This window comes from Rhizobium sp. BR 315, assembly GCF_050577975.1.
Taxonomy (GTDB): domain Bacteria; phylum Pseudomonadota; class Alphaproteobacteria; order Rhizobiales; family Rhizobiaceae; genus Rhizobium; species Rhizobium miluonense.
The window spans coordinates 31,120-55,594 of the sequence record NZ_JARWKZ010000013.1 but is presented as its reverse complement, the minus strand read 5'-3'; the positions used below and the strand labels follow the sequence as shown (position 1 = coordinate 55,594).

General features: G+C 60.5%; 28 protein-coding genes. 22 read left to right on the top strand and 6 right to left on the bottom strand.

The genetic code is table 11. The features are described 5' to 3' along the window. Positions 1-85 precede the first annotated feature (85 nt). From QD409_RS15460 to QD409_RS15445, 4 genes are all read left to right on the top strand, one after another. A complete protein-coding gene (locus QD409_RS15460; RefSeq protein ID WP_092850575.1) occupies positions 86-673 on the top strand; it encodes a 5-formyltetrahydrofolate cyclo-ligase in 588 nt (195 codons plus the stop codon). A 3-nt stretch (positions 674-676) separates the two neighbouring features. Further along, positions 677-1,501: a TIGR00282 family metallophosphoesterase gene (locus QD409_RS15455; RefSeq protein WP_092850568.1), complete on the top strand. Its 825-nt coding sequence runs from the start codon at positions 677-679 to the stop codon at positions 1,499-1,501. Between the two features lie 125 nt (positions 1,502-1,626). Beyond that, positions 1,627-2,469 (top strand): MBL fold metallo-hydrolase, encoded by an 843-nt coding sequence (locus tag QD409_RS15450; protein WP_430763045.1) that lies wholly within the window; start codon positions 1,627-1,629, stop codon positions 2,467-2,469. Positions 2,470-2,603: 134 nt separating this feature from the next. Further along, complete coding sequence (locus QD409_RS15445; protein ID WP_092850553.1) at positions 2,604-3,350, top strand: YebC/PmpR family DNA-binding transcriptional regulator; 747 nt, start codon at positions 2,604-2,606, stop codon at positions 3,348-3,350. 55 nt (positions 3,351-3,405) lie between these two features. Here QD409_RS15445 and QD409_RS15440 read toward each other — a convergent pair whose 3' ends face one another. Then, positions 3,406-4,209, bottom strand: a complete 804-nt coding sequence (locus QD409_RS15440; RefSeq protein WP_092850548.1) for an anti-sigma factor family protein — start codon at positions 4,207-4,209, stop codon at positions 3,406-3,408. Then, positions 4,206-4,961 (bottom strand): sigma-70 family RNA polymerase sigma factor, encoded by a 756-nt coding sequence (locus QD409_RS15435; protein ID WP_092850540.1) that lies wholly within the window; start codon positions 4,959-4,961, stop codon positions 4,206-4,208. The genes QD409_RS15440 and QD409_RS15435 overlap by 4 nt, the downstream gene beginning before the upstream one ends. Before the next feature lie 343 nt (positions 4,962-5,304). On the opposite strand from QD409_RS15435, the gene QD409_RS15430 reads away from it, so the two are divergent. From QD409_RS15430 to QD409_RS15420, 3 genes are all read left to right on the top strand, one after another. Next, positions 5,305-6,279, top strand: a complete 975-nt coding sequence (locus QD409_RS15430) for an MBL fold metallo-hydrolase (protein ID WP_430763044.1) — start codon at positions 5,305-5,307, stop codon at positions 6,277-6,279. Between the two features lie 25 nt (positions 6,280-6,304). Then, entirely contained in the window at positions 6,305-6,766 is a 462-nt protein-coding gene (locus tag QD409_RS15425; RefSeq protein ID WP_092850531.1) for a tetratricopeptide repeat protein, read from the top strand. A 106-nt stretch (positions 6,767-6,872) separates the two neighbouring features. Further along, positions 6,873-7,310 carry a DoxX family protein gene (locus tag QD409_RS15420; RefSeq protein WP_092850529.1) on the top strand — a complete coding sequence of 146 codons (438 nt, stop codon included), beginning with the start codon at positions 6,873-6,875 and terminating at the stop codon, positions 7,308-7,310. Between the two features lie 69 nt (positions 7,311-7,379). Here QD409_RS15420 and QD409_RS15415 read toward each other — a convergent pair whose 3' ends face one another. Continuing rightward, entirely contained in the window at positions 7,380-8,378 is a 999-nt protein-coding gene (locus QD409_RS15415) for an LLM class flavin-dependent oxidoreductase (protein ID WP_092850526.1), read from the bottom strand. 190 nt (positions 8,379-8,568) lie between these two features. Here QD409_RS15415 and ruvC point away from each other — a divergent pair, with 190 nt between their 5' ends. From ruvC to QD409_RS15385, 6 genes are all read left to right on the top strand, one after another. Next, positions 8,569-9,096 carry a crossover junction endodeoxyribonuclease RuvC gene (gene ruvC, locus QD409_RS15410; protein WP_092850523.1) on the top strand — a complete coding sequence of 176 codons (528 nt, stop codon included), beginning with the start codon at positions 8,569-8,571 and terminating at the stop codon, positions 9,094-9,096. Between the two features lie 47 nt (positions 9,097-9,143). Beyond that, a complete protein-coding gene (gene ruvA / locus QD409_RS15405) occupies positions 9,144-9,758 on the top strand; it encodes a Holliday junction branch migration protein RuvA (RefSeq protein WP_092850520.1) in 615 nt (204 codons plus the stop codon). Between the two features lie 153 nt (positions 9,759-9,911). Further along, complete coding sequence (ruvB, locus tag QD409_RS15400; protein ID WP_092850517.1) at positions 9,912-10,952, top strand: Holliday junction branch migration DNA helicase RuvB; 1,041 nt, start codon at positions 9,912-9,914, stop codon at positions 10,950-10,952. Position 10,953: 1 nt separating this feature from the next. Further along, entirely contained in the window at positions 10,954-11,856 is a 903-nt protein-coding gene (locus QD409_RS15395; RefSeq protein WP_092850514.1) for a metallophosphoesterase, read from the top strand. Between the two features lie 5 nt (positions 11,857-11,861). Then, the gene (locus QD409_RS15390) at positions 11,862-12,371 is read left to right on the top strand and encodes an NUDIX hydrolase (RefSeq protein WP_092850511.1); all 510 of its coding nucleotides are present in this window, start codon (positions 11,862-11,864) and stop codon (positions 12,369-12,371) included. A 12-nt stretch (positions 12,372-12,383) separates the two neighbouring features. Next, on the top strand, positions 12,384-12,947 hold the full coding sequence (locus QD409_RS15385) for a DinB family protein (protein WP_430763043.1): 564 nt from the start codon (positions 12,384-12,386) through the stop codon (positions 12,945-12,947). Here QD409_RS15385 and QD409_RS15380 read toward each other — a convergent pair. The 3 genes from QD409_RS15380 to QD409_RS15370 are packed head-to-tail and all read right to left on the bottom strand — an operon-like array spanning position 12,916 to position 15,922. Beyond that, entirely contained in the window at positions 12,916-13,842 is a 927-nt protein-coding gene (locus QD409_RS15380) for an NAD-dependent epimerase/dehydratase family protein (protein ID WP_092850499.1), read from the bottom strand. The genes QD409_RS15385 and QD409_RS15380 overlap by 32 nt on opposite strands. Next, positions 13,839-14,702: a glycosyltransferase gene (locus QD409_RS15375; protein ID WP_430763059.1), complete on the bottom strand. Its 864-nt coding sequence runs from the start codon at positions 14,700-14,702 to the stop codon at positions 13,839-13,841. Before QD409_RS15375 ends, QD409_RS15380 begins: the two co-directional genes overlap by 4 nt. After that, positions 14,702-15,922, bottom strand: coding sequence for an NAD-dependent epimerase/dehydratase family protein (locus QD409_RS15370; protein ID WP_092850491.1), 1,221 nt, complete (start codon positions 15,920-15,922; stop codon positions 14,702-14,704). Before QD409_RS15370 ends, QD409_RS15375 begins: the two co-directional genes overlap by 1 nt. Positions 15,923-16,058: 136 nt before the next feature. Here QD409_RS15370 and ybgC point away from each other — a divergent pair, with 136 nt between their 5' ends. From ybgC to tilS, 9 genes are all read left to right on the top strand, one after another. After that, on the top strand, positions 16,059-16,514 hold the full coding sequence (gene ybgC / locus QD409_RS15365) for a tol-pal system-associated acyl-CoA thioesterase (protein WP_092850841.1): 456 nt from the start codon (positions 16,059-16,061) through the stop codon (positions 16,512-16,514). Between the two features lie 417 nt (positions 16,515-16,931). Further along, the gene (tolQ, locus tag QD409_RS15360; protein WP_092850481.1) at positions 16,932-17,654 is read left to right on the top strand and encodes a protein TolQ; all 723 of its coding nucleotides are present in this window, start codon (positions 16,932-16,934) and stop codon (positions 17,652-17,654) included. Between the two features lie 27 nt (positions 17,655-17,681). Then, positions 17,682-18,140 carry a protein TolR gene (gene tolR, locus QD409_RS15355; protein WP_092850478.1) on the top strand — a complete coding sequence of 153 codons (459 nt, stop codon included), beginning with the start codon at positions 17,682-17,684 and terminating at the stop codon, positions 18,138-18,140. A 9-nt stretch (positions 18,141-18,149) separates the two neighbouring features. Continuing rightward, positions 18,150-19,409 carry a hypothetical protein gene (locus QD409_RS15350; RefSeq protein WP_092850476.1) on the top strand — a complete coding sequence of 420 codons (1,260 nt, stop codon included), beginning with the start codon at positions 18,150-18,152 and terminating at the stop codon, positions 19,407-19,409. A 56-nt stretch (positions 19,410-19,465) separates the two neighbouring features. Continuing rightward, positions 19,466-19,849 (top strand): hypothetical protein, encoded by a 384-nt coding sequence (locus QD409_RS15345; protein WP_092850473.1) that lies wholly within the window; start codon positions 19,466-19,468, stop codon positions 19,847-19,849. Between the two features lie 20 nt (positions 19,850-19,869). Beyond that, a complete protein-coding gene (gene tolB / locus QD409_RS15340; protein WP_092850837.1) occupies positions 19,870-21,174 on the top strand; it encodes a Tol-Pal system beta propeller repeat protein TolB in 1,305 nt (434 codons plus the stop codon). A gap of 152 nt (positions 21,175-21,326) precedes the next feature. Then, positions 21,327-21,860: a peptidoglycan-associated lipoprotein Pal gene (pal, locus tag QD409_RS15335; RefSeq protein WP_092850471.1), complete on the top strand. Its 534-nt coding sequence runs from the start codon at positions 21,327-21,329 to the stop codon at positions 21,858-21,860. A 158-nt stretch (positions 21,861-22,018) separates the two neighbouring features. Next, positions 22,019-23,029: a tol-pal system protein YbgF gene (ybgF, locus tag QD409_RS15330; protein ID WP_092848874.1), complete on the top strand. Its 1,011-nt coding sequence runs from the start codon at positions 22,019-22,021 to the stop codon at positions 23,027-23,029. A gap of 5 nt (positions 23,030-23,034) precedes the next feature. Further along, positions 23,035-24,369 carry a tRNA lysidine(34) synthetase TilS gene (gene tilS / locus QD409_RS15325; RefSeq protein WP_092848867.1) on the top strand — a complete coding sequence of 445 codons (1,335 nt, stop codon included), beginning with the start codon at positions 23,035-23,037 and terminating at the stop codon, positions 24,367-24,369. The last annotated feature ends 106 nt before the right edge of the window (positions 24,370-24,475 follow it).

Sequence of the window (24,475 nt, the reverse complement as noted above, 5' to 3'; positions counted from 1 at the left end):
GATCGCCGCATGTCGCTTTCGCGCATTGCAATAGGCTGCCGGCTCATTATGTTCTCGTGATATAGTAGAAAATCGCGTAGATCCGATGACCCCCAAAGAGCTGAAAACCCAATATCGCAACGAGCGTCTGGCCGCGCGTGACGCCATTCCGGCCGACGAGCGCATCGAAAAGGCCCTCGCCATGGCTATGCATGGCGGCGATGAAATCGATATCGAGCCTGGAACCGTCGTTTCCGGCTTCCTGCCGATCCGCTCCGAGGTCGACATAAGGCCGCTGATGGCGCGGTTGAGGGAGCGCGGAGCGCGGCTTTGCGTGCCCATCATCCTCGATCGCAGCACGATCGTCTTTCGCGAACTTGTGCCGGGCGCACCGCTCGTTCCGTGCGGGTTCGGTACATCCGGGCCGGGGCCGGACGCGGCCGTGCTCGACCCAGGGATGATGCTGGTGCCGCTTTCGGCTTTCGACAGAACCGGCCATCGCATCGGCTATGGCGCCGGCTATTACGATCGCGCTATTACCCGCCTGCATGAAAAAGGGCTGAATCCGAGCCTGATCGGCATTGCATTTGATTGCCAAGAAGTGCCATCAGTACCGGCTGAGCCGCATGATGTCCGTCTTGACGCGATTTTGACCGAGAGCGGACTCAATTTCGTTTCGAAAGCGATTGGATAGCGAATGCGGCTGCTTTTTTTGGGTGACATGGTCGGGAAGACCGGGCGGACTGCGGTATGGGACCGCCTTCCGGGGCTGGTGTCCGATCTGAAGCTCGATTTCGTCATCGTCAATGGCGAGAACGCCGCCGGCGGCTTCGGCATCACCGAAGATATCTTTCTAGAGACGATCAACGCCGGCGCCGATGTCGTGACGACCGGCAACCATGTCTGGGACCAGAAGGAAGCCGTCGTTTTCTGCGAGCGCCATGACCAGTTCCTGCGCCCCGCCAATTATCCGGCCGGCACGCCCGGCCGCGGCTCCGGCCTGTATTACGCTCGCAACGGCGCCCGGGTTCTGGTTGCCAACATCATGGGCCGCGTCTTCATGCATCCGGAGCTGGACGATCCCTTCAAGTCTGCCGAAGCTATTCTCGATGCCTGTCCGCTGAAGGAACAGGCCGATGCCATCATCTTCGATTTTCATGCGGAAGCGACCAGCGAAAAGCAATGCTTCGGCCATTTCGTCGATGGCCGCGCCAGCTTCGTCGTCGGCACGCATACGCATGTGCCAACCGCGGACGCGCAGATCCTGAATGGCGGCACAGCCTATATGTCGGATGCCGGCATGTGCGGCGATTATGATTCCTCACTCGGCATGGAAAAGGAAGAGCCGCTCAACCGGTTCATCTCAAAAATGCCGAAGGGACGGTTCGAAGCGGCTTCGGGGCCTGCGACCATCTGCGGCGTCGGCGTCGAGATTTCCGACGCGACGGGATTGGCCGAGAAGATCGCGCCGCTGCGGCTTGGCCCGCGTCTGGCGGAAACCATTCCGGACTTCTGGCGCTGATCGCCGCACGGGTTTTCATCATCGCCATGCGATGACGCGATTGTGAGCAATCGCGCCTGATTGCAGCTGGACCCGTCTCCGCCGATGCCGCATCCTTCCGCCACTGTCGGGCTCGAGGGGATGGCATGATGCCGCGATTTCCTGTCCTTGCCGCGTTCTTCCTATCGATGATCTTCGGCTGGAGCGCGGCTGACGCCCAGCAAGAGCCGGCGCGTCCGGAGCCGAGCCAGTGCCAGGCGATCGCGCAATCCTTTCCCAAGGCGAGTTTCGCCAGCTTTTCTCTACCCGGCCCCACCCTTGCCAATGAACTCGTCGATGGCGACGTGAAGATCACCTTCCTCGGGCACGCGACGTTCCTCATCGAGACGCCCGGCGGGGTTTCCATCGCCACGGATTATAGCGGCGCATATCCGCCACCCTACACGGCTGAAGTCGTGACAATGAACAAGGCGCATCCGAGCCACTATACGCTGACACCCGATCCGGCGATCAAATATGTACTGCATGGCTGGAGCGACGTGCCCGGAGAGCCGGCAAAGATCCATCTGACCGTCGGCGACACGCTGATCCGCAATGTCACGACCGATATTCGCTCCTGGGGCGGCGGCATCGAGGCCAACGGTAATTCGATCTTCATCTTCGAGGTTGCCGGCCTTTGCATCGGCCACCTGGGACACCTGCATTTCGAACTCACTGACCATCAATATGCTGAGATCGGCCGGCTCGATGTCGTGATGGTGCCGGTCGATGGCGGTCTGACCATGGGGGCTGAGAGCATGAGCCGCGTGGTCAAGCGGCTGCGTTCGTCGCTCATCCTGCCCATGCATCGCTGGGGACCACCGATCGATCAGTTCCTCGCCCTGTTCGGTCCCGACTTCGATGTCGGCTACGCACCGACATCAAGCGTGACGGTGTCGGTGAAGACCTTGCCACGCAAGCCCCTGATCTATGTGCTCAAGGGGCTTTGAGCGTCACGATCGTCTCTGCGATCTTCTTGAAGTCAGCATCCTCCAGCCGCCATTATCCGGCTTTTTACTTGAATGAAGGCCGCTTCGCTCTTATAAGGCGGCCATTCCCAACAAAAGACGTGAACAGGGGTGCCATGGCTGGCCATTCACAGTTTAAAAACATCATGCACCGCAAGGGTCGTCAGGACTCGGTGCGTTCGAAAATGTTCTCGAAGTTGGCGCGTGAAATCACTGTCGCCGCCAAGGCGGGTCTGCCTGACCCGACCATGAACGCGAGCCTGCGCCTGGCGATTCAGAACGCCAAGGCGCAGTCGATGCCGAAGGACAATATTGATCGCGCCATCAAGAAGGCATCCGGCGCCGATACCGAGAATTACGATGCGATCCGCTATGAGGGTTATGGTCCAGGCGGCACGGCGATCATCGTCGAAGCGCTGACCGACAACCGCAACCGCACGGCTTCCAACGTCCGCTCAATCTTCACCAAGGCCGGCGGTGCGCTTGGTGAAACCGGTTCGGTGTCCTTCTCCTTCGATCACGTCGGCGAGATCACCTACAAGGCGACTGTTGGCGATGCCGACAAGGTGATGGAAGCGGCGATCGAAGCTGGCGCTGACGATGTCGAAAGCGACGAAGAAGGTCATTGGATCATCTGCGCCTTCGAATCCCTCGGCGAAGTTGCCAAGGCGCTTGAAGCGACGCTCGGCGAAGCCGAAACGGTCAAGGCGATCTGGCGCGCACAGAACAATGTGCCGGTCGACGAAGAAAAGGCCGTGTCGCTGATGAAGCTCATCGACAGCCTCGAAGACGACGACGACGTTCAGAATGTCTATTCGAACTTCGAAGTCTCGGAAGAGGTTTTGGCCAAGCTTTCGGCCTGATCCCCTCGCAATGAATCAGAAAAGCCGGCGGCAGCGATGCGGCCGGCTTTTTGCGTTATGGGGTTGTTGCGCGCGTGAAATCGTCGCGGAAAGCAGCGAGATCGGGGGCTGCGACATCGGAGACGGCCCAGAAGATCAGCCCGTCCGCATGCCATTCGACAAAATTATAGCCGTCCTTCTCGGCATTGCTGCGGGTTCCCGATGCAGCAGGCCAGATGAACAGATTGATCACATGGCCATGCCGGCGATAGATCAGCGCCGCGACTACGCGGCCGTCGAGATAATCCACCCTGCCGCCGACAAGGGGAAAGCCCTGGGTCGCCAGATCGACCACCGGCGGCGAAAAATCGATCTTGCCGTTGAACCACGGTTTGACGGTGTGCTGGTCGGAGGTCAGCACGTCGGTCAGATGATCGGCAAGCATCGAGCGCACATGGCTGGCAAGAAGCTGGTCCTCGATCGTCTGGCTCTGCTGCGGCACGTTCAGCACCAGCATGAGGCTCGCGGCCAAAACGCCAAGCGACGGCACGAAGCTCCATTCGCGAACCAATCGCCAAATGCGCCGCGATGGGCTTTCCGTCTGGTGCGCGGCAGCCGTTGCGCGCTTGGTCATGGCCTGTTCCAGCGAAAGTGCGGCCTGAACGCGGGCATGGACGGTGTCCGGCGCCTGCCATTTCACTCCTTCGCGTGCGGAAAGACGCTTGACCATCACGGCATTCTCCATCTCGCCGGCACATTCCGGGCAAGTCGCAAGATGCGCCTCGAAACGCGCCGCGTTGGCGGCGTCCAGTTCGCCGTCGATGAAACCGTGCAACAGGTCAGCCCACTCGCCGTGATCATTGTGTTTCCCCTCGCTCATCGTGCCGCCCCCTCTTCGTCGAGGGTGCGCCAGGCCTCGCCGAAATCGCGGCGGGCGCGGGCAAGGCGCGACATGACGGTGCCGATCGGCGCATCGATGATGTCGGCGATCTCCTTATAAGAAAGGTCCTCGAGCTCACGCAGGACCAGGACTTCGCGCATGGCATCGGGCAGTGTGTTGATGACCTCACGCACCCGCTGCGTTTCCGACTTGCGGATGAATGCTGCCTCCGGCGTATCCTCCTCGGAAGCGGGATCGGATGACGGCGAGCCTTCATCCAAGTCCCTTTCGCCGGTCATCGGCTGTTCATAGCGGGTTTTGCGCCGCCCTTCCTGCAGCCAGGCATGATAACAGTTGCGGACGATGGTGAAGGTCCAGGCTCGAGCATCGCCATCGCGAAAGCCGCCAAAGCCACGATAGGCGCGCAGAAATGCCTCCTGTACGATATCTTGCGCCCCATCGGCGTCCCTGCTCAAGAAGCGTGCGAAATTATAGGCGGCATCCAGATGCGGGATGATGGTCTGCTGGAAGCGGCGCATGGTCTCATCGGGTGAGGAGATCGCGCGTTGCTGCGGCCCGGCATTTGCCGCCGGTTCTGCCACCGCCATCAGGACGGCATGATAGGCGGTTTTCGGCTGCGCAACGAAGGCTCGCAGCCGAGCCAGAAGCCGCGCCAGCCTGCGTATCGCGGTGGTTTGCGGCCAATTCCATGTCAATGAGTGGAGTTGGTCGCCAAGCGTCATCGAAGTCATAATTCGGGCGTCTGTCATCATGATCCCCGCAAAACGCCGATACCGACTGTAAGCCTCGGATACGGTGCATGCAATGTTGCCTGAGACGGTAGATCGCGCTCGAGCGGGTTTTATTCCCGATCGCACGCAAAAAATCGCAAACACCGAATGCGGATGGTCGCCGTTCTGCCGTCTCAATCAAGGCTTTCTAAAATAATTTCCATATATATCAATGGCTTGATAGAATTTTGGGCGCGGTGGGGAATAAGCGCCCATCGTTATCGATCTTCTTCCTCAGTGGATGGCCGCGATCTGAAGCGTCCTCCGCCTGGCTCAAAAGCCATAACCCTGAGGAGATATTGCGATGTTTGATATGACCCGCCGCGCCGTTCTCGGCACGGCCGCAGCGGCGGCAGCCTTCGGGCTGTCGTCAAAGCTCGAATTCATCCCGCAAGCCTTTGCCGCCACGCCGCTGGAGCCGACGGTCGGCTTCTACAAATACAAGGTCGGTTCGATCGAGGTCACGGCCATTTATGACGGCATCTGGCGCAAGCCGCATGATCCAGCCTTCATCAAGAATGCTTCGGTCGATGACACCAAGGAAGCGCTCTCCAAGGCCGGCCTGACGACGGATTTCATGCCTATTCCGCTCACGGTCGTCGTTCTCGACATCGGCGGACGGAAGATCATGATGGATGCCGGCTCGGGTGTCGGGCAATGGCAGACCAATGCCACGCATCTGCCGGCCAACATGGCCGCTGCCGGCATCGACTATAAGAAGATCGATACGATCATGATCTCGCATTTCCATCCGGACCACGTCTGGGGACTGATGGAAAAGGGAACGAATGCGGCTGTCTTCCCAAATGCCGAGCTGATCGTCAACGCAGCCGAATACAATTGGTGGACCGATCCCGGCCGCGTCGACAAGCTGGCGGAGGGACGCAAGGAAGCCGGCCGGCGTATCGCCTCCGTCTTCCCGACATGGAAGAACTGGAAGCTGGTCGACGATAGTGCAGAAGTCGCGCCCGGCGTGCACATGCTGGCCGCATACGGCCATACGCCTGGGCATTCGGTCTTCCTCATCGACGGCGGCAGCGAGCAGCTGATGGTCTCGGCCGACGTCATGTATGTGCCGGCGCTGCTTGCCCCCCATCCGGAATGGAAAGGCGCCTACGACCAGGACGGCCCGATGGCCGTCGCCACCCGCCGCAGACTGATCGATCGCATCATTGCCGACAAGATCAGGATTTGCGGCTCGCATTTTCCATTCCCAGGCTCCGGCACCTTCGTCAAGGACGGCAATGCCTACGGATTCACCCCCACCATCCAGGCCTGAGCGGCCAAAAAGAGGAGCAAATACCATGTTCAGGAATGCCATTTTCGGGATCGCCGGCCTTTGCGCCGTCACCATCCTCCCGGCCGCGACAGCAGGCATCGCGTTTGCCGTCGACAACATGGAATCGACCGACGCGCCTGACCTGACCTCGGTGCGTGCCAAGATCGATGCGAAGAACTATGCCGGCGCGCTTGCCGAGCTTCGCGACATCGCCGAAGAGCACCAGCAGGCCGACGTCTACAATCTGATGGGCTTCACCCTGCGCAAGACCGGGGACTTCAAGACGTCGCTGACCTACTACACCAAGGCGCTGGAACTGCAGCCCGATCACAAGGGCGCGCACGAATATCTCGGCGAACTTTATGTCGAGACCGGCAACATGCCCAAGGCACGCGAGCAGATGGCAGCGCTGACCAAGCTTTGCCCGTCAGGATGCGAAGAGCTTGAAGATCTGACCAAGGCGATTGCCGCCAAGGGTACCAACTAGCGCACGGCTTCAACCGATCCGGCGGCATTTCCATTCGATCAAGTCGTGGGAATGCTGCCGGGCCGGATTGGAAACCGCGCGGATTTTGACGGGAAGGAGAAAGGCCATGGAATTCGAAGAGGAGAGTGCCGTTCTTGTCAATATGGCCGACATGGCATTGCTGTTCGGCCGCGTGCTGCTGTCGCTGCTCTTCCTGGAGGAAGGCATCGAACTCGCCAGCAATTTCGACAATGCTTTGGAGGCCATGGCCAAGCTTGGCGTCACGGCCCCCATCGCGACTGCAACGATCGTGCTGCAGCTTGGCGCCGGCCTTGCCATTGCGCTCGGGCTGATGACCCGCTTGGCGGCATTTGGCCTCGGCCTATTCTGCCTGCTGACGGCGCTGCTCTTTCACACCAACTTCGCCAGTCACAATGAGTTGCTGCACTTCGAAAAGGATTTGGCGATCTCAGGCGGCATGTTCGCACTGATCGTCGCCGGCGCCGGCAAGCTGTCCCTGGACATGCTCATCCGGCGTCATTGGAAGACGAGGCTCGTGGCTTGAGCCCGTCGATCGCCCGGTGAGCCGCGGAAGTAAGATCGGCTCGCCGGATAGTTTGCCTGTCCTCGAAAGTCAGGACACTTTCTTAAAACTCGGAAGCGTCGCGAAGAGTTCCACCGATTTCAAACGCACCTCGATGTCGTGAACCGGCATCGAAATAATGACTTCATCTGCCTCGGTATCCTTGATGAATCGCGACAGCTTTGCCTCCGCCGTCGCAGGCGAGCCGACCACGGCGTAGCGCAGCGTATTTTCCACGTTCAGCTTTTCCATCGGCGTCCAGAAATCGTCCATGTCGCTGCGCGGGCGCGGGAAGGGGCCGCGCACATTGCGGCGCAGATTGACGAATTGCTGCTGTGCCGAGGTGAAGTGATACTGCGCCTCCTCATCGGTATCCGCCACTGCGCCCATGACGCCGACCATGACATAGGGCTTGTCGAGCGTCGCCGAAGGTGTGAAGCGCTCGCGATAGATGGCGACGGCGTCCAGCAGGGCTTCCGGCGCGAAATGCGAGGCGAAGGCATAAGGAAGGCCAAGCATGGCGGCGAGATGGGCGCTGTAGAGGCTGGAGCCTAGCAGCCAGATCGGTATGTTGGCGCCATGGCCGGGAACGGCGAGGATGACCTGGTTCTCGTCGGCGGGGCTGAAAAGATGCTGCAGCTCGACGATATCTTGAGGGAAGCTCTGCGCGCCGGCATCGATATTGCGGCGCAGAGCCTGCGCCGTGCGCATGTCGGTGCCGGGCGCGCGGCCGAGGCCAAGATCGACACGGCCGGGAAACAGGGCTTCCAGCGTGCCGAATTGCTCTGCAATGACGAGCGGCGAATGGTTCGGCAGCATGACGCCGCCCGAACCGATGCGGATGCGCGAGGTCGCAGCGCCGACATGGCCGATGACGACTGACGTCGCAGCGCTGGCGACGCCCGGCATGCCGTGATGCTCGGCGAGCCAGAACCTGTTGTAGCCCAGCTCTTCCGCCTTCTGCGCCATGCGCTTCGAGCTGTCGAAGGACTGGCGGATGGTGCTGCCTTCGGCAACAGGCGAAAGATCGAGGATGGAAAAGGGAACCATGGCAAGAAACCTGCGTGGTGGAAGGGAGGGTCGCTTCCACATGTAGGAGCGCCGCTCGCTCATTCCAAACCCCGTCGCCGCAATTTCGTCGCGATGTTTTCAGCGTGGTTCCAGCGATCCAATCTGTGTCTTGTTTTTGTTTTGTTCACATTTTGCTGGCACATCTTCAGCCTGAAAGATAGGTTGACCTATGCAGAATACGATTCGCATCATCGGCATCGATCCGGGCCTGCGGCGCACCGGTTGGGGTATCATCGATACGCTCGGCAACTCGCTCCGCTTCGTGGCGTCGGGAACCGTCACTTCGGATGGCGACATGGATCTTGCGTCCCGTCTCTGCCAGCTTCACGACGGCCTTGCCGAAGTCGTTCACAGCTATCAGCCGGATGAGGCCGCCGTCGAGCAGACCTTCGTCAACAAGGATGCGGTGGCGACCTTGAAGCTCGGCCAGGCACGCGGCGTCGTCATGCTGGTGCCGGCGCGGGCCGGCCTGCCGGTCTCGGAATATGCGCCGAATGCGGTCAAGAAGGCCGTCATCGGCGTCGGGCATGGTGAGAAGCAACAGATCCACATGATGCTGAAGATCCTGATGCCCAAGGTCGAATTCAAGGGCAACGACGCGGCCGACGCACTCGCCATTGCCATTTGCCACGCCCACAATCGCGGTGCCAACCGGCTGCGGCAGGCATCTTTGCTTGCTGCTGCCAAGGCATCGTAACCGCATTCATCCCATTCACTTAAAACCATCCCTGACGGACCTCACCCATGATCGGCAAGCTGAAAGGCACAATCGAAGAGATCGGCGAAGACTATGTGCTCGTGGACGTGCACGGCGTCTGCTATGTTGCCTATTGCTCGGCTCGGACACTATCGAAGCTCGGCTCCGTCGGTGAGGCGTGCACTCTCTTCATCGAGACCTATGTGCGTGAGGATCAGATCCGGCTTTTCGGCTTCATGACGGCGCTGGAACGCGAATGGTTCAACATCGTGCAGACGGTTCAAGGTGTGGGTGCGAAAGTGGCGCTGGCATTGTTGTCGACCCTGACGCCGGCCGAGCTTGCCAATGCGATCGCCTTGCAGGATCGCGCCGCCGTTTCGCGGGCGCCGGGCGTCGGCCCGAAGGTTGCCATGCGCATCGTGACGGAACTAAAGAACAAGGCGCCGGCCTTTGCCGGTGACGCGGCCAATATCGGGCTCAAGCAGGAGTTGGGGGAAGGGGTTGCCGCAGCACCCGTTGCCGACGCCGTATCGGCGCTCACCAATCTCGGCTATTCCCGGGATCAGGCCGCCAACGCCGTTGCCGCAGCGTTGAAGACGGCAGGCGAGGGTGCCGATAGCGCCAAGCTGATCCGTCTCGGCCTCAAGGAACTGTCGCGTTGAGGCTTTGCACCCTCCGCGTTCCTTACTATTGTCTCAAAATCGGGACATCGACTTGCGATGCTCTCTCGAGGAAGACTATTTTGAGCGCGGCAGAACTAATGCCGCCTTCGGCTTGAAAGCCGAGAAACGAATACCGGAAATGGAACCTCTGACATGAGTGAAGCCGCACGTCTGATATCGCCGGAAAAGCGGGGAGAAGATATCGATGCGACGCTCAGGCCGCAGTCTCTGGACGAATTTACCGGCCAGGCGGAAGCCCGCGCCAATCTGAAGGTCTTCATCGAAGCGGCCAAGGGGCGCGGCGAGGCGCTGGACCATGTGCTGTTCGTCGGACCGCCCGGCCTCGGCAAGACGACGCTCGCGCAGATCATGGCCAAGGAGCTCGGCGTCAATTTTCGCTCCACCTCCGGCCCGGTAATCGCCAAGGCGGGCGATCTTGCGGCGCTGCTCACCAATCTCGAAGAGCGCGACGTGCTCTTCATCGACGAGATCCATCGTCTCAATCCGGCCGTCGAGGAAATCCTCTATCCGGCGATGGAGGATTTCCAGCTCGATCTCATTATCGGCGAGGGGCCGGCGGCGCGTTCGGTGAAGATCGATCTTGCCAAGTTCACGCTGGTTGCCGCCACGACCCGCCTCGGGCTGCTGACGACGCCGTTGCGCGACCGCTTCGGCATTCCGGTCCGGCTGAGCTTCTATACCGTCGAGGAACTCGAACTGATCGTCCGGCGCGGTGCAAGGCTGATGGGTCTTGGTATGACCGATGAGGGCGCGCGCGAGATTGCGCGCCGGGCCCGTGGCACGCCGCGTATCGCCGGCCGGCTGCTGCGCCGCGTGCGCGATTTCGCCGAAGTGGCCAAGGTGGAGGCGGTGACGCGGGAGGTTGCCGACGAAGCGCTGACTCGGCTTCTCGTCGATAATGTCGGCTTCGATCAGCTCGACAAGCGCTATCTCAACATGATCGCGGTCAATTTCGGCGGCGGACCCGTCGGCATCGAGACCATTGCCGCAGGCTTGTCCGAGCCGCGCGATGCGATCGAAGACATTATCGAGCCCTATATGATCCAGCAGGGTTTCATTCAGCGCACGCCTCGCGGCCGTGTCTTGACCGCGATTGCCTGGAAACATCTCGGCATGCAGCCGCCCAAGGACCTGGAGGCCGCCCAGTTCGGGTTGTTCCAGGAGGGAGATTGAATTGCTTGGCCGTCGCGCCTTTCTGAAGCTTTTCGGCGGCAGCCTATTCGGTTTGATGGCACTCGGCGGCTATGCCTTCGGATATGAGCCCGTCATCCGCCTGGAGGTGACCCGCTATGCCCTGACGCCGCCGGGATGGGCGCCGGGGCTGAAGCTTCGCATCGTGGCGCTTGCCGATTTTCATGCCTGCGAACCGTGGATGTCGGCCGAGCGCATGGGCTCGATCTGCGCCCATGCCAACGAGCTCGGCGGCGATATCATCGTCCTGCTCGGCGATTATACATCGGGAACCGATCTCATCACCGGCAAGGTCGGTCATCGCGCGTGGGCCGAGCAACTCGCGACACTGAAGGCGCCGCTCGGCGTCCATGCCATCGTCGGTAATCACGACTGGTGGCACGATGCGGCCGCTCAAAGAAGCGGTCGAGGTCCCACATTCAGCCATCGGGCATTGAGCAGCGTCGGGATCGAGGTCTATTCCAATCGCGCCGTGCGTCTGGAAAAGGACGGATATGGGTTCTGGCTTGCCGGCATTGAGGATCAGCTTGCGCTGCGCCGGAGCATCCGCTGGAAGCGGCCGTTCACGAAGGGGCTCGAGGATCTCGGCGGGACGCTGGCGCAGATCACCGATGATGCGCCGGTTATCCTTCTTGCACATGAGCCGGATGTTTTTCCCGCCGTTCCCTCGCGGGTGTCGCTCACTCTCTCGGGTCATACACATGGCGGGCAGGTGAGGGTCTTCGGCTGGTCACCCTATTCGCCGTCGCGCTATGGCGACCGGTATGTCTATGGCCATATCATCGAGGAAGACCGCCATATCATCGTTTCCGGCGGCCTCGGCTGCTCCATTGTGCCCGTTCGCTTCGGAGTTCCACCGGAAATCGTCGTGGTCGATGTGGGGTAAAGATAGTGTCGAAACGCAAGCTCATCAGATTGAATGCCGGTCGCTCACGTTTTCAGATGCGCGTGGCTGGCCTGGGCTTTCGCGACGGGCATGTTCTGGTGCATCGCGCCGTGCATGAAAAATTCTGGACGTTCCCAGGTGGCCGCGCCGAGATCGGCGAGACCTCCGAAGAGACCCTGCGGCGGGAAATGCAGGAGGAGCTTGGCGTCGACGTCACGGTGGAGCGCCTGCTCTGGTCGGTGGAGAATTTCTTTCATTACGAGCAGCGCGACTGGCACGAGCTCGGCCTCTATTATCTGATGGACATACCCGCCAGCTTCCACTTCCATCCTGAGGACATCGTGCACCGCGTCCAGGATGGCGATAACGATCTGGAATTCAAATGGGTGCGGGCGACGCGGGAAGCGCTGGTTGCACTCGACATACCGCCCTATTTCATCGCCGAGGAAATCGAGACCTTGCCCTTGGCTCCGCGTCATCTCGTTTGGCGGGATGGCGATCTCGACAAGGCCTAGCGAGGAGGCTTCATGTCTGCTTTCGATCCTGTTCGCAGCTTTCGCAAGCTTGCCTATAACAACGCGCTGGCGAATGTCCGGCTGCATCGAGCCTGTGCGGCATCGCAGCCGGGCGAATTCGAAGCGAAGCGCGTCAGCTTCTTTCCGTCGATCAAAGGGACCCTCAATCATATCCTGACGGTGGACTGGTTTTATGTCGATGCGCTGGAAGGCGGCACGCTGGGCCAGAAAGCTTTCGACATCGAGGAGCCGTATGATCGCCTGAACGAGTTGACCGGGCAGCAGGCGGATGTCGATCGCCGGTTGGTGGCTTTCTGCGAGGGGCTGACGCCGGAGACGGCGATGCGGATCATCGATATTCAACGCACCGGCCGCATCCAGCGGGAGAGAACCGACGATGTGCTGAACCATCTCTTCCAGCATCAGACGCATCATCGCGGCCAGGTGCATGCCATGCTTGCCGGAACCAGCGTCGCTCCGCCACAGCTTGATGAGTTCATCGTTGCCGACGATGCGCGTTTCAGGGGTGAGGAATTGGCGGCACTCAGCTGGGATGAGACAAAGCTGATGCGCTGATGCCGGCATGGCGCGGCGCTGACTTTGCCAGCGCCTCTATGGTTTGCCGGAGCAAGGTCTTGCCGCCGCCTTGCCAACCAAGCGCGCGGATCTTCGACGTATCCATGGTGCTGACCGCGCTATGCGGAGCAGCCACGGGCAGCGCGTGAGGACAGCCAGTTGCGCTCTGGAGGTGTCCCAGGATTTCGTGTGTATCAGTCAGAATATCCGACAGGTTGAAAGCCCCGCCGTCGATTCGTCCCGCTTCCGTTTCCAGCAAAAGACGAACCGTGCGGCCGAGGTCGCGGCCGTGAACTTCGGTTCCCGCACGGGACGGAACCGGCTTGCCTTTCAGATAGTCGTCGAACAGGTCATCCCATTTGTTGGGTCGCAGGTCGCCATAGACGCCCGTCGCCCTCAGGCTCGCGGTCGCGAAATCGGGTGCGGACAGGGAAAACAGGGCATGCTCCGCATCGCGCTTGACCTCACCGTAGAGCGTGTTTGGCATCGGCTTGGTCGCCTCGGTCGGCTCCCCCGCGATCCCATCGCCATAGACGGCGCGGGAGGAGAGGAAGATGCAGCGGCGGATGCCGGACTTTCTGGCCGTTTCGAACAGCTTGACCGTGCCATCCAGATTGAGCCGGCGAAATCCCTCGGGGTCCTCTCCCTCACCGCCGCGGTATTTGCCGGGGATATGGCTGAAAGCCGCATGCACGAAGACATAGACGTCATCGAAGGCATGACTCTGGGTTTCGGCGGGATCCAGGCTGAGCGGTACGAAGGAGACGGGTTGGGAAAAGAAACCTGCGGGTGGCGCGTTGCGCCCGCCGACGGCTACCTTGTATCCGACGGAAAGCAACTCCTCGGCGATGTATCGGCCGACAAGACCCGTTCCCCCGGATATCAGAACCTTCATGCGGCTTCTTTCGGATTTGCAAGCGTCGCGATGTCGGGCACATCCTCTCCGGTATGGAAGCTATGCCACAAATCGATCAAGGGTCGCAGCAGCTCCGCCTTCGGATGGTTTTCCTCCCAGGGCTTTTCGTACTGATAGTGCAGGATCGAAACGCTGTTCCAGTTCCAGAGGGCGGGCATGCTGAACCAGACATATTGCAGCATGTTCATGAAGATCGGCAGGCCGTGCCAATCCGGGAAGAAAGCCTCGAGAAAAGTCTGATCCGTGCGCCGCCAGAAAGCATCGAGGCGATCGAGCTGCTGCAGCATATCCTGGAACGTCGCAAGCGACGGCTTGGCGACGAAAACGCCGGTATTGAGCCGATGAAAATCGGCGAGGCTCTCATAGACATTCGGCGCGGCGGAAAACTCCGGATAATCGAAGAGCCGGTCGACATTCTTCAGCACGAGAGCATCGGCATCGATGAAGACGCAGGTGTCGTATTCGATGAGCTGCCAGAGCCGCAGCTTGCAGAAATTGTCGAGTGGCGTGTGGAAGGAAGGCTTGCGGCCCTTTGTGAAGGGAGCTGCGGCGTGGAGATTACCGCGCGCATGCCGCTCGTTGAAAGCATCCGACAGCGGCAGGTGTTCGACTTCGATGAGACGGCAGTCGAGCGCAACGAGCGGGGCGAGGTCGCTTTCGCGAACGCAGGCCGTATGCAGCACGACGATATCGGCCCTGGTGCCGGTGCGAACAATCGAACGCGCCAGCGCCAGCGCGCCCATGGCATAATCTGCATTCGTGACGAGGGTCACGAATGCCTGTCCGGCACGGGGACGGCTGTGCGGGCGCAGCCCCTGGAGCATTTCGCTTCCCAGCATCATGACACGGACTTCAACCTTTTGCCCTCGGGATCATGGTTGACTGTCGTGGCGAGATCCTTCGTCCATGCTGAGACCGCCGGAACGCGCGAGCGATCGACGCGGTAGGCATATTTCTTGGCGACATCGACGATTTCGCTGAGGAGACCGGCCTCCAGCGTGGTCGGTTCCAGACCGAGTTCGAGGAACTTGTCGTTCTTGACGATCAGTTCGTTTTCGGGGGCTTCCTTGCGTGGGTTCGGCAGGCGGACGATTTCCGCACCGCTGATCCTGGCGATCATCTCGGCGAGATCGCGCACGCGGTGTGTTTCCGTCATCTGGTTGAAGATTTCGACGCGAGCGCCACGGGCCGGCGGGTTCTTCAGCGCAAGCTCGATGCAGCGCACCGAGTCCTGAATATGAATGAAGGCGCGGGTCTGGCCGCCGCTGCCGTGCACGGTCAGGGGATAGCCGATCGCTGCCTGAATGAGGAAGCGGTTGAGCACGGTGCCGTAGTCGCCGTCATAGTCGAAACGGTTGATCAATTGTTCGTGGCGGCGGGTCTGTTCGGTGTGTGTGCCCCAGACGATACCCTGATGCAGGTCGGTGATCCTGAGCCCATCGTTCTTGGCGTAGAACTGGAAGAGGAGCTGATCGAGGCACTTGGTCATGTGATAGATGGAGCCAGGATTGGCGGGGTAAAGGATTTCCTGGCTGACGGTGCGGCCATCGGCCGTATCGATGCCAACAGGCAGATAGCCTTCGGGAATGGCGGCGCCGACCGTGGAATAACCGTAGACGCCCATGGTACCGAGATGCACGAGATGGGTATCGAGATTGAGTTCGACGAGCGCATTCAGCAGATTATGCGTGGCGCTGACATTGTTGTTGACCGTGTAGTTCTTGTGGCGGTCGCTCTTCATCGAATAGGGGGCGGCGCGCTGCTCGGCGAAATGCACGATCGCATCGGGGCGATGCTCGGCAAGCCACTTCTTCAGAAGCTCGTAGTCCTTGGCCAGATCGATGAGGTTGAAATGGATGCGGCGGCCGGTTTCGGCATGCCAGATGCGGGTGCGTTCCTGGATCGAATCCATCGGCGTCAGCGACTGGACGCCCAGTTCCGTGTCGATCCAGCGGCGGGAGAGGTTGTCGAGGATGTGGATCTCATGACCAGCGTCGGACAGGTGAAGCGAGGTTGGCCAACCGATGAATCCGTCGCCACCCATTACCGCTATTTTCATGAGGTTTTTCCTTCTGCGCCGATCCGCTTTCCGGCACCATCCCGGATAGTCGGAGTTTATGACAATTGTTCAAAGCTTGCTTGATGGCAGAACTTCGGCCAAAGAGGTGCCGGACATTCAAGGAGATGCGGCAACGATGAACAGCCCCTTTCTGATTGCTGGGGAACTGGAAGCCGGAAGCCATCGGCTGGTGCAGCGAGTCTATTACGAAGATACGGATTTTTCCGGGCTCGTCTATCACGCGCGCTACCTGCATTTCCTCGAGCGCGGGCGTACGGATTATCTGCGTTGTCTCGGCGTGGAACAGCGCGAACTCTTGAATGCCGACGAGGAGGGGCTTGTTTTCGTGGTCCATCGCATGGAGATCGATTTCAAGGGACCGGCGCGCATGGATGACGTGCTGACGATCAGTACCGTCACTGAAAAGGCCGGCGGTGCCAAGATGGTGCTTTCCCAGGAGATACGTCGCGACGATACTTTGCTGATCGCCGCCAAGGTCATCATCGCCGTGATCAACGCCAAAGGACGGCCGCGTCGGTTGCCGGAAAAGCTCGCTGCGCAGATGCTCACTGCCGCGGAATCCGCTGGCTAGCAAGGCATTTCGTTCGTTTGACGGTGGGCGGCGGGATGCAAAGATATGACCGTTCGCCTGCTGGCGCTTGCAAAAACTTGAGTTTTATGTGAAGGAATTTGCCGCGCAAGTTATGTCTGCGTCTGCCGCCGGTTTCGTCCGGTCAATTCTTTCCAGGAGCCAGAATAGCCTTCGCCCGCCGTTAAATCCTTCATGTTTTGACGCTAACATTCTTTTAACCATAATAGTGTCTTACTGCTTATGTCGGAGTTTGTGCGGTGCACGCCTTCCTTTGACCAAATTTGACGGCAAGAAGGCAGTTGTAAGCTTGGAAGGCTTGACCAGGGCGTTCAGCGGCGGCTGCCAAACATTTCTTGTGAGATCACTTTTAGCCGCCCGGTCTAGCGCCGGGCGTTTGGATTCGGGGATTTTGGATCAATGGAACAAGTAGCATTGGCAGCGGCCACCACATCGGACATCACGCTCTGGTCGCTCTTCATGCAGGCGGGCCTCGTGGTCAAGCTCGTCATGATCGGCCTTTTGGCCGCGTCCGTATGGACTTGGGCGATCGTTATCGACAAGTATCTGAGCTATGCGCGAGCACGTCGGCAATTCGATCAATTCGAGCAGGTCTTCTGGTCTGGCCAGTCGCTCGAAGAGCTGTACCGCACGCTTTCGGAGCGCAACAACACGGGCTTGAGCGCTATCTTCGTCTCAGCAATGCGGGAATGGAAGAAGTCGTTCGAGCGCGGCGCACGTTCGCCGATCGGTCTGCAGATGCGTATCGATCGCGCCATGGACGTCACGCTGGCGCGTGAGTCGGAACATCTGATCGCCCGCCTCGCGTCGCTCGCGACCATCGGTTCCGCCGGTCCGTTCATCGGTCTGTTCGGTACGGTCGTCGGTATCATGACCTCGTTCCAGGCCATCGCCGGTTCGAAGTCGACCAACCTTGCGGTCGTCGCGCCCGGTATCGCCGAAGCGCTGCTTGCGACCGCTATCGGTCTGGTCGCGGCTATTCCCGCCGTTATCGCCTACAACAAATTCTCTGGCGATGCCGGCAAGCTTTCGGCGCGTATGGAAGGTTTTGCGGACGAATTCTCCGCCATCCTTTCGCGCCAGATCGATGAGAAGCTGCAGCCGCGCCAGGCGGCGCAGTAAACAGCGGACGGAACCGGAGTAGCTCACATGGCAATGTCTGTTGGAGGCAATGGCGGTGGCGGCCGCCGCCGGGGTGGTCGTCGTGGCGGAGGCCGAGGCGGCCCGATCGCCGATATCAACGTGACGCCACTGGTCGACGTCATGCTTGTTCTGCTGATCATCTTCATGGTGGCGGCGCCGATGATGACCTCGGGTGTGCCGATCGACCTGCCGCAGACGCAGGCGGGCGCGCTCAACGCCCAGACCCAGCCCATCACCATTTCGATCAAGGCCGACGGTCAGGTCTTCCTGCAGGAAACGCAGATCAACGTGACCGAGATCGCCGCCAAGCTGAAGGCGATCGCGACCACCGGCTATAATGAACGCATTTTCGTGCGCGGCGACGGCAAGGCGCCCTATGGCGTGATCGCAGACGTGATGTCGCGCATCCAGGAGGCCGGCTACAAGAATATCGGTCTGGTCACGCAGCAGATAACGGATCACTGACGGATCGCCATGAAACGCAGTCTTGCCACATCTGCGGTTTTTCACATCCTGGTGCTGATCGGCGCCATGGTGACGCTGAGCGCGCCGGCGCCTCTCGAGACGCCGGAAAGCACGGCGATGGATGTCGATATCGTCACGGCAGACCAGCTCCAGCAGGGTGAGAAGAAGGCGCCGGTGACGGATCACGTCTCGCGCAAGCAGACCACGAAGCAAGACCAGGTCGCCAACGCTCAGAATGTCGGCGAGAACAAAGTCGATATCAAGAACCCGGTCGTGCCGACCCAACGGCCGGAGAGCGACACCGCGGCCCTGGCGCCGAAGAAGGTAGATGCTCCCGTTCCGCAGGACGATCCGCGACCGAACGACGCCAAGACCATTGAACAGCAGGAAACAGAGGCTGCGCCGAAGGAAGTGGCCGCCATTCCGCAGCAGAAGCCGGATGTGACGCCAACTCCGACGCCGAAGGCTGATCCGCCGCCGCCGACACCGAAGGCTGATGCGACGCCGACCCCGCCGCCGACCGAACAGCCGACGCAGCAGGCCGAAATCCCAACGCCGAACAACGTTCCCGTGCCGGTTATCAAACCTCAGCCGACGCCGCCGAAAGTTGTTGAGCCAAAGCAGGAGACCACGCCCGCGACGAAGCCGGATACCAAAGTGGCCGCCGCTAAGCCGACGGACAAGACCGCGACTCAGAGCATCAGCAAGGAAAAGTCCGTTGATGATGGTAAAAAAGACGCAGATAAGAAGCGCGAGTCCGCCAAGGGAGCCAAGTCGACTGCGAGCGATTTCAATGAGGATCAAATCTCGGCGATGCTGAACAACACATCGTCGAAGGGCGGTGCGAAGCGCTCGTCCCAGCAGGCCTCAGCCGGCGCTGATACGCAGGTCGCCTCGCGCGGCGGCATGAAATCGCTCGGCGGCGGCAAGCTCAGCCAGAGCCAAAAGGACGGTTTGCGCGATCTGATCGCCAAGAACTGGAATGTCGTCCCCGGAATGGAAGGGGCGAGCGATGTAAAGATCAAAGTTCATGTTCGTCTTGACAAGTCAGGTCAGATTGTTGGTGCACCGGAGGTCGCCGTCAGCGGCGGGCCGGCCACGACACAGGAAGCCCTAAGGGGCGCGGCCGAGCGTGCGGTGTTAAAGAGCCGAACCGATTTGCAGAAGGAAGTGAACGGCGGAGGGCTGTTGCCACCGGATAAATATGACGGCGCGGATGGTTGGAACGAGCTGGTGCTCAACTTCGATCCGAGGGACTTGGGGCTGTGATGCGGGGAGTACAGCTTTCGACGAAACACTGTTCCCGCTTCAGCCTGAGCTTGCTTATGGCCTTTGGGATTACGCTGGCAGGCTTCTTGTCAGTGCGGCCCGTGAACGCAACAGGCGTGCACCCTCTTGAGCGCGCGGCTGCGGACAGTATTCGCGAGAAAGTCGCTAAGTACTGGAACCTCATTCCGGGTCTGCCTGGCGTGAAGAATGCTCACGTTCGGATCCGCATCAGACTTGATCGCGGCGGGCGGATTTTGGGCGAGCCTGAAGTCGCCACAAAGGGCGGCCCCAAAGAGACGCAGACTGCTGTTGCGGCAAGTGCAGTTCGCGCCGTCCTTCGGGCGGCACCTTTCAAGGACCTGCCGCAGACTCAATTCGACAATGAAACTCGTTCGGTCGAAGTCATCCTGAACTTCGAACCCGGCGACATGGCGCTTTAATGCTGAAAGGCTTGGCACATATGATCAGAAACTCCCTCGTTCGTCTCCTGCTGGTGCTGGCAGGCTTGACGGCAGCCTTCGCCACTCCGGCCTATGCCGTGGTGGAGCTCAACATCAACAAGGGCAATGTCCAGCCCATGCCGATCGCGATCACCGATCTTCTGTCGAATGACAGCCTCGGTCCGCAGATCTCGGGTGTGATCGCAGCCGACCTCCAGCGTTCCGGTCTGTTCGCACCGATCAACAAGCAGGCCTTCATCGAGAAGATCAGCAATCCGGATTCGACGCCGCGCTTCCCGGACTGGACGGCGATCAACGCGCAGGCGCTGGTGACCGGTCGCGTGACGCAGGAAGGCGGCCGTCTTCGCGCCGAATTCCGCCTGTGGGATACGTTTGGCAACAGCCAGATGGTCGGCCAGCAGTTTTATGCCCAGCCCGATAACTGGCGCCGTGTCGCCCATCTCATCGCTGACGCGATCTATCAGAAGATCACCGGCGAGAAGGGCTACTTCGATACCCGCGTCGTCTTCGTCGCGGAAAGCGGCCCGAAGACGGCCCGCAAGACGCAGCTCGGCATCATGGACCAGGACGGCGCCAATGTGCGCATGCTGACCGACGGCAGCGACCTCGTGCTGACGCCGCGCTTCTCGCCGAACCGGCAGGAGGTGACCTACATGTCCTTCGCCAATCAGCAGCCGCGCGTTTATCTGCTGCAGCTGCAGACGGGTCAGCGCGAGCTGGTCGGCAACTTCCCGGGCATGACCTTCTCGCCGCGCTTCTCGCCGGATGGCCAGCGGGTGATCATGAGCCTTCAGCAGGAAGGCAACGCCAATATCTATACGATGGACCTGCGCTCGCGCACGACCACGCGTCTGACGTCGACGGGTGCGATTGATACCTCTCCCTCCTATTCGCCTGACGGCAGGCAGATCGCCTTTGAAAGCGACCGCGGCGGCAAGCCGCAGATCTATGTGATGAATGCAGACGGCTCCAACCAGCGCCGCGTCTCTTTCGGCGACGGCTCCTATTCCACGCCGGTCTGGTCGCCGCGCGGCGATCTCATCGCCTTCACCAAGCAGTCCGGCGGCAGTTTCTCTATCGGCGTGATGAAGACGGATGGTTCCGGCGAGCGCCTGCTGACGACGGGCTTCCACAACGAAGGTCCGACCTGGGCTCCGAACGGCCGCGTCATCATGTTCTTCCGCCAGCCGGCTGGCTCCGGTGGCCCGCAGCTCTTCTCCATCGACCTGACCGGATATAACGAGCAGAAAATTCCGACTCCCGGCTTTGCTTCCGACCCGGCATGGTCGCCGCTTCTCGAGTAGTAGAGAGACTGCCACTTTATCGCCGCAAAGTCCTGTGACTGGACCTTTTCCGGACAATTTTAGGACATCATTAACCATAGTCGTTGGAATTGGATTAACCGAACCCGGTTACAGTCTGGCAACCCTGATAGAGACTTAAGGAGAGACCGGCCATGAGCCGCATCGCAACCCCGGCCGTTGGCCATATGCAGAACCTCGCCCGCAACCCGATCATGATCGCGCTTTTCGTTGGCCTTTCTCTGGCCGGCTGCGCCTCCAAGAAGGGTCTGCCGAACGATGCCAACGGTCTTGGCCTGAATGGTGCCGGCAATGCTACTCCGGGTTCGCCGCAGGACTTCACGGTCAATGTCGGCGATCGCATCTTCTTCGACACCGACAGCACCTCGATCCGCACCGATGCTGCGCAGACGCTCGATCGTCAGGCCCAGTGGCTGGCTCGTTATCCGAACTACGCAATCACCGTCGAAGGCCATGCCGACGAACGCGGCACACGCGAATACAACCTGGCGCTCGGCGCCCGTCGTGCGGCTGCCACCCGCGACTACCTCGCTTCGCGTGGTGTTCCGGCCAAGCGCATGAAGACGATCTCCTACGGCAAGGAACGCCCGGTCGCCACCTGCGACGATATTTCCTGCTGGTCGCAGAACCGCCGCGCCGTTACTGTGCTGAACGGCGCCGGTTCCTGATCGGTCAAACGGCCAGTCCAGATGATAAAGGCGGCCTCAGGGTCGCCTTTGTTTTTTTGACCACACTTTGGCCGAACTCCGTTGCTTTTTGAGAGCAATTGTAAAAATCTCCTGTTCGAGCCCCTGGCCCGAAGAATCAATGAGACAGGACGATCCATATGAAAAAACTTGTTGTGGCGAGCATGCTTTGTCTCGCTGCTTTTGCAGGTAGCGAGCGCGATGCCTCTGCCGTGTCGCTGTTCGGAATCCACTTCGGAGGCCACGACACCTCCGCGCAGCCGGCGCCAAACAATGCGTATCAAAGGCAAGCCCAATATAGCGGCGCTCCGGTCGTCAAAGTTCAGAGCAGCGACGCCGAGGTTCGCCTGCAGCGGCTCGAGGACCAGCTGCGCCAGTTGAACGGCCGCGTCGAGGAAATGAGTTATCAGCTGCTGCAAATGCAGGAACAGATCCGCAAGGCGCAGGAAGACAACGAGTTCCGCTTCCAGCAGATCGAGAAGCGTGGCGGCAGTGCGCCGGCCGGCGGCACGATGAAGAAGAGTGAGGCCGATGTGCCGGCTCAGGGCACCGGCGGGAAGCAGGATGACGTTGCCAATGTCATCAGCGATTCCCAGAGCGGCAATGCGGCTTCGCCGCGTGGCGCCGGCGCGGGCAAACCGGCGTCCCAGCTCGGCTCGATCCAGTTCGATCAGAACGGCAGCGAAGTCGGCAGTTCGAATACCGGGACCGATAATGGTTCCGGTGCGCCGCCCAGCGCGGGCTCTGGAACGCAAACGGCGTCGCTCGGCAACGAGAACGATCAATACAAGGCCGCCTACGGCCACGTCCTGTCCGGCGACTACAGCGTCGCCGAACGGGAATTCCGCCAGTATATCGACAGCTACCCGAGCAGCTCGCGGTCTGCGGATGCGAATTTCTGGCTCGGCGAAGCCCTCTATTCCCAGGGCAAGTACAATGAAGCCGCCAAGACTTTTCTGAATGCCCATCAGAAGTACAGCACGTCGGAAAAGGCGCCTGAAATGCTTCTGAAGCTCGGCATGTCGCTTGCCGCGCTCGACAACAAGGACACCGCCTGCGCCACGCTTCGCGAAGTGGGCAAGCGCTATCCGAAGGCTTCGAAGGCCGTTACCAGCAAGGTCGCAAGCGAACAGAAGCGGCTTGCTTGCTGAACCCCATGTCCAACGTCGCTGTGACCGGTGCAGCCACAGCCCTTGTGCCTGAAGTCGCCGCAGCCGAGTTTCTCCATTCGCTTGTAACGCCTGCTCATATTCTGGTCGCCATTTCCGGCGGCAGCGATTCCACTGGGCTGCTGATCGCGCTCGCCGAGCAGCTGAAATCTTTTCCCCGCTCCGATATCACTCTTTCCGCCGCGACCATCGATCATGGCTTGCGCGCCGCTGGCGCCGACGAGGCCCGAGAGGTCGCCTCAGTCTGTGCCGCGCGCGGCATTCCTCATTTCATTCGTCGCTGGGACGGCGAAAAGCCGAAGAGCGGCATCATGGCTGCTGCCCGCGAGGCGCGCTACCAGTTGCTCGCGGATCTCGCCCGCGAAATCTCGGCTGATGTGATCGTTACCGCCCATACGGCTGACGACCAGCGCGAGACGATCGTCATGCGCGCGGAGCGCCAAAGCGGCGGGGGCGGGGATGAAACTCGCACCGGCATCGCCGATGCAATGCTGTTCGATCGTCGTATCTGGATCGTCAGGCCCTTCCTGGCCTGCCGGCGCATGGATATCCGCGCCTATCTCGAAGGGCGTGGCGTGTCCTGGCTCGATGACCCCAGCAATGAGGATATCCGCTACGAGCGCGTGCGGACACGCATGCGTTTGGCCGTGGACCCCGTGGTTGCAGTCCCCGCAGATGACGGTGCGAATCGCGTCTTGCTTTCCGGCAAGGCGGCGTTGTGGCTGGACGAGCATGTGACCATTCATGCCGATGCGCTCTGCGTCATCGACCGGGCCGGTCTATCCGGAGACGCGGCTGCTGTCGGCTACGCCCTCTCTTATCTTACGGCCGTCTTCGGCGGGGACGTCTATGGGCCTGGTCGCCAGCAAATGCAGCGCATTCTCGATTTCGTGAACAGCGGGATGCCGGGGCGCCGCACGGCGGGTGGGGTGGTTTTCGACCTACGCCGTGAGACGCTTTGCCTCATGCGGGAAAGCCGCAACATCAAGCCGCTGACTCTGATGCAGGGTGCCAGCGGCATTTGGGATGGTCGTTTTGAGGTGACCAATCGAGGCTCGACGACGATTTGCGTCCAAGCGGCCGGTGCGGATAGTGCACTGATTTTTCCGCCGAATTTGCCGCGGGCGGCAGTGCGGCGGGCTCGGGCTGCCTTGCCTCTGATTGTATCGGATGAGGCCGGCATGGCGCCGACTGTGGCGGTCGCCCCCTATCTTGCATCCTTCGACCGCTTTTTGACACGATTCGACCTCATGTTTGCAGATCGGCTTTCGATCGCTTTTGGCCGTCAAGCCTATAGGCGGCTGCCGCTTTCGGTCATATAGACGGAAAAAGGCATGCGCCGACGCGGTTTGCCTTGGCAACGGCTTGGCGCAACCCTATGTTAGGGATCAAGTAATGCCGTCGCTTTGCGGCGGAAGTTTCAGTGCT

Bases quoted from the DNA above. Each gene is read 5' to 3' on its own strand.
- tolQ (WP_092850481.1), top strand. From the start codon at position 16,932: ATGGAACAAGTAGCATTGGCAGCGGCCACCACATCGGACATCACGCTC.
- QD409_RS15435 (WP_092850540.1), bottom strand. From the start codon at position 4,961: ATGACTTCGATGACGCTTGGCGACCAACTCCACTCATTGACATGGAAT.
- pal (WP_092850471.1), top strand. From the start codon at position 21,327: ATGAGCCGCATCGCAACCCCGGCCGTTGGCCATATGCAGAACCTCGCC.
- QD409_RS15445 (WP_092850553.1), top strand. From the start codon at position 2,604: ATGGCTGGCCATTCACAGTTTAAAAACATCATGCACCGCAAGGGTCGT.
- QD409_RS15385 (WP_430763043.1), top strand. From the start codon at position 12,384: ATGTCTGCTTTCGATCCTGTTCGCAGCTTTCGCAAGCTTGCCTATAAC.
- QD409_RS15415 (WP_092850526.1), bottom strand. From the start codon at position 8,378: ATGGTTCCCTTTTCCATCCTCGATCTTTCGCCTGTTGCCGAAGGCAGC.
- QD409_RS15375 (WP_430763059.1), bottom strand. From the start codon at position 14,702: ATGCTGGGAAGCGAAATGCTCCAGGGGCTGCGCCCGCACAGCCGTCCC.
- QD409_RS15450 (WP_430763045.1), top strand. From the start codon at position 1,627: ATGATGCCGCGATTTCCTGTCCTTGCCGCGTTCTTCCTATCGATGATC.
- QD409_RS15455 (WP_092850568.1), top strand. From the start codon at position 677: ATGCGGCTGCTTTTTTTGGGTGACATGGTCGGGAAGACCGGGCGGACT.
- QD409_RS15370 (WP_092850491.1), bottom strand. From the start codon at position 15,922: ATGAAAATAGCGGTAATGGGTGGCGACGGATTCATCGGTTGGCCAACC.
- ruvA (WP_092850520.1), top strand. From the start codon at position 9,144: ATGATCGGCAAGCTGAAAGGCACAATCGAAGAGATCGGCGAAGACTAT.
- ruvC (WP_092850523.1), top strand. From the start codon at position 8,569: ATGCAGAATACGATTCGCATCATCGGCATCGATCCGGGCCTGCGGCGC.
- QD409_RS15430 (WP_430763044.1), top strand. From the start codon at position 5,305: ATGTTTGATATGACCCGCCGCGCCGTTCTCGGCACGGCCGCAGCGGCG.
- ybgC (WP_092850841.1), top strand. From the start codon at position 16,059: ATGAACAGCCCCTTTCTGATTGCTGGGGAACTGGAAGCCGGAAGCCAT.
- QD409_RS15345 (WP_092850473.1), top strand. From the start codon at position 19,466: ATGGCCTTTGGGATTACGCTGGCAGGCTTCTTGTCAGTGCGGCCCGTG.
- QD409_RS15425 (WP_092850531.1), top strand. From the start codon at position 6,305: ATGTTCAGGAATGCCATTTTCGGGATCGCCGGCCTTTGCGCCGTCACC.
- QD409_RS15350 (WP_092850476.1), top strand. From the start codon at position 18,150: ATGAAACGCAGTCTTGCCACATCTGCGGTTTTTCACATCCTGGTGCTG.
- tolR (WP_092850478.1), top strand. From the start codon at position 17,682: ATGGCAATGTCTGTTGGAGGCAATGGCGGTGGCGGCCGCCGCCGGGGT.
- tolB (WP_092850837.1), top strand. From the start codon at position 19,870: ATGATCAGAAACTCCCTCGTTCGTCTCCTGCTGGTGCTGGCAGGCTTG.
- ybgF (WP_092848874.1), top strand. From the start codon at position 22,019: ATGAAAAAACTTGTTGTGGCGAGCATGCTTTGTCTCGCTGCTTTTGCA.
- tilS (WP_092848867.1), top strand. From the start codon at position 23,035: ATGTCCAACGTCGCTGTGACCGGTGCAGCCACAGCCCTTGTGCCTGAA.
- QD409_RS15460 (WP_092850575.1), top strand. From the start codon at position 86: ATGACCCCCAAAGAGCTGAAAACCCAATATCGCAACGAGCGTCTGGCC.
- QD409_RS15440 (WP_092850548.1), bottom strand. From the start codon at position 4,209: ATGAGCGAGGGGAAACACAATGATCACGGCGAGTGGGCTGACCTGTTG.
- QD409_RS15380 (WP_092850499.1), bottom strand. From the start codon at position 13,842: ATGAAGGTTCTGATATCCGGGGGAACGGGTCTTGTCGGCCGATACATC.
- QD409_RS15420 (WP_092850529.1), top strand. From the start codon at position 6,873: ATGGAATTCGAAGAGGAGAGTGCCGTTCTTGTCAATATGGCCGACATG.
- ruvB (WP_092850517.1), top strand. From the start codon at position 9,912: ATGAGTGAAGCCGCACGTCTGATATCGCCGGAAAAGCGGGGAGAAGAT.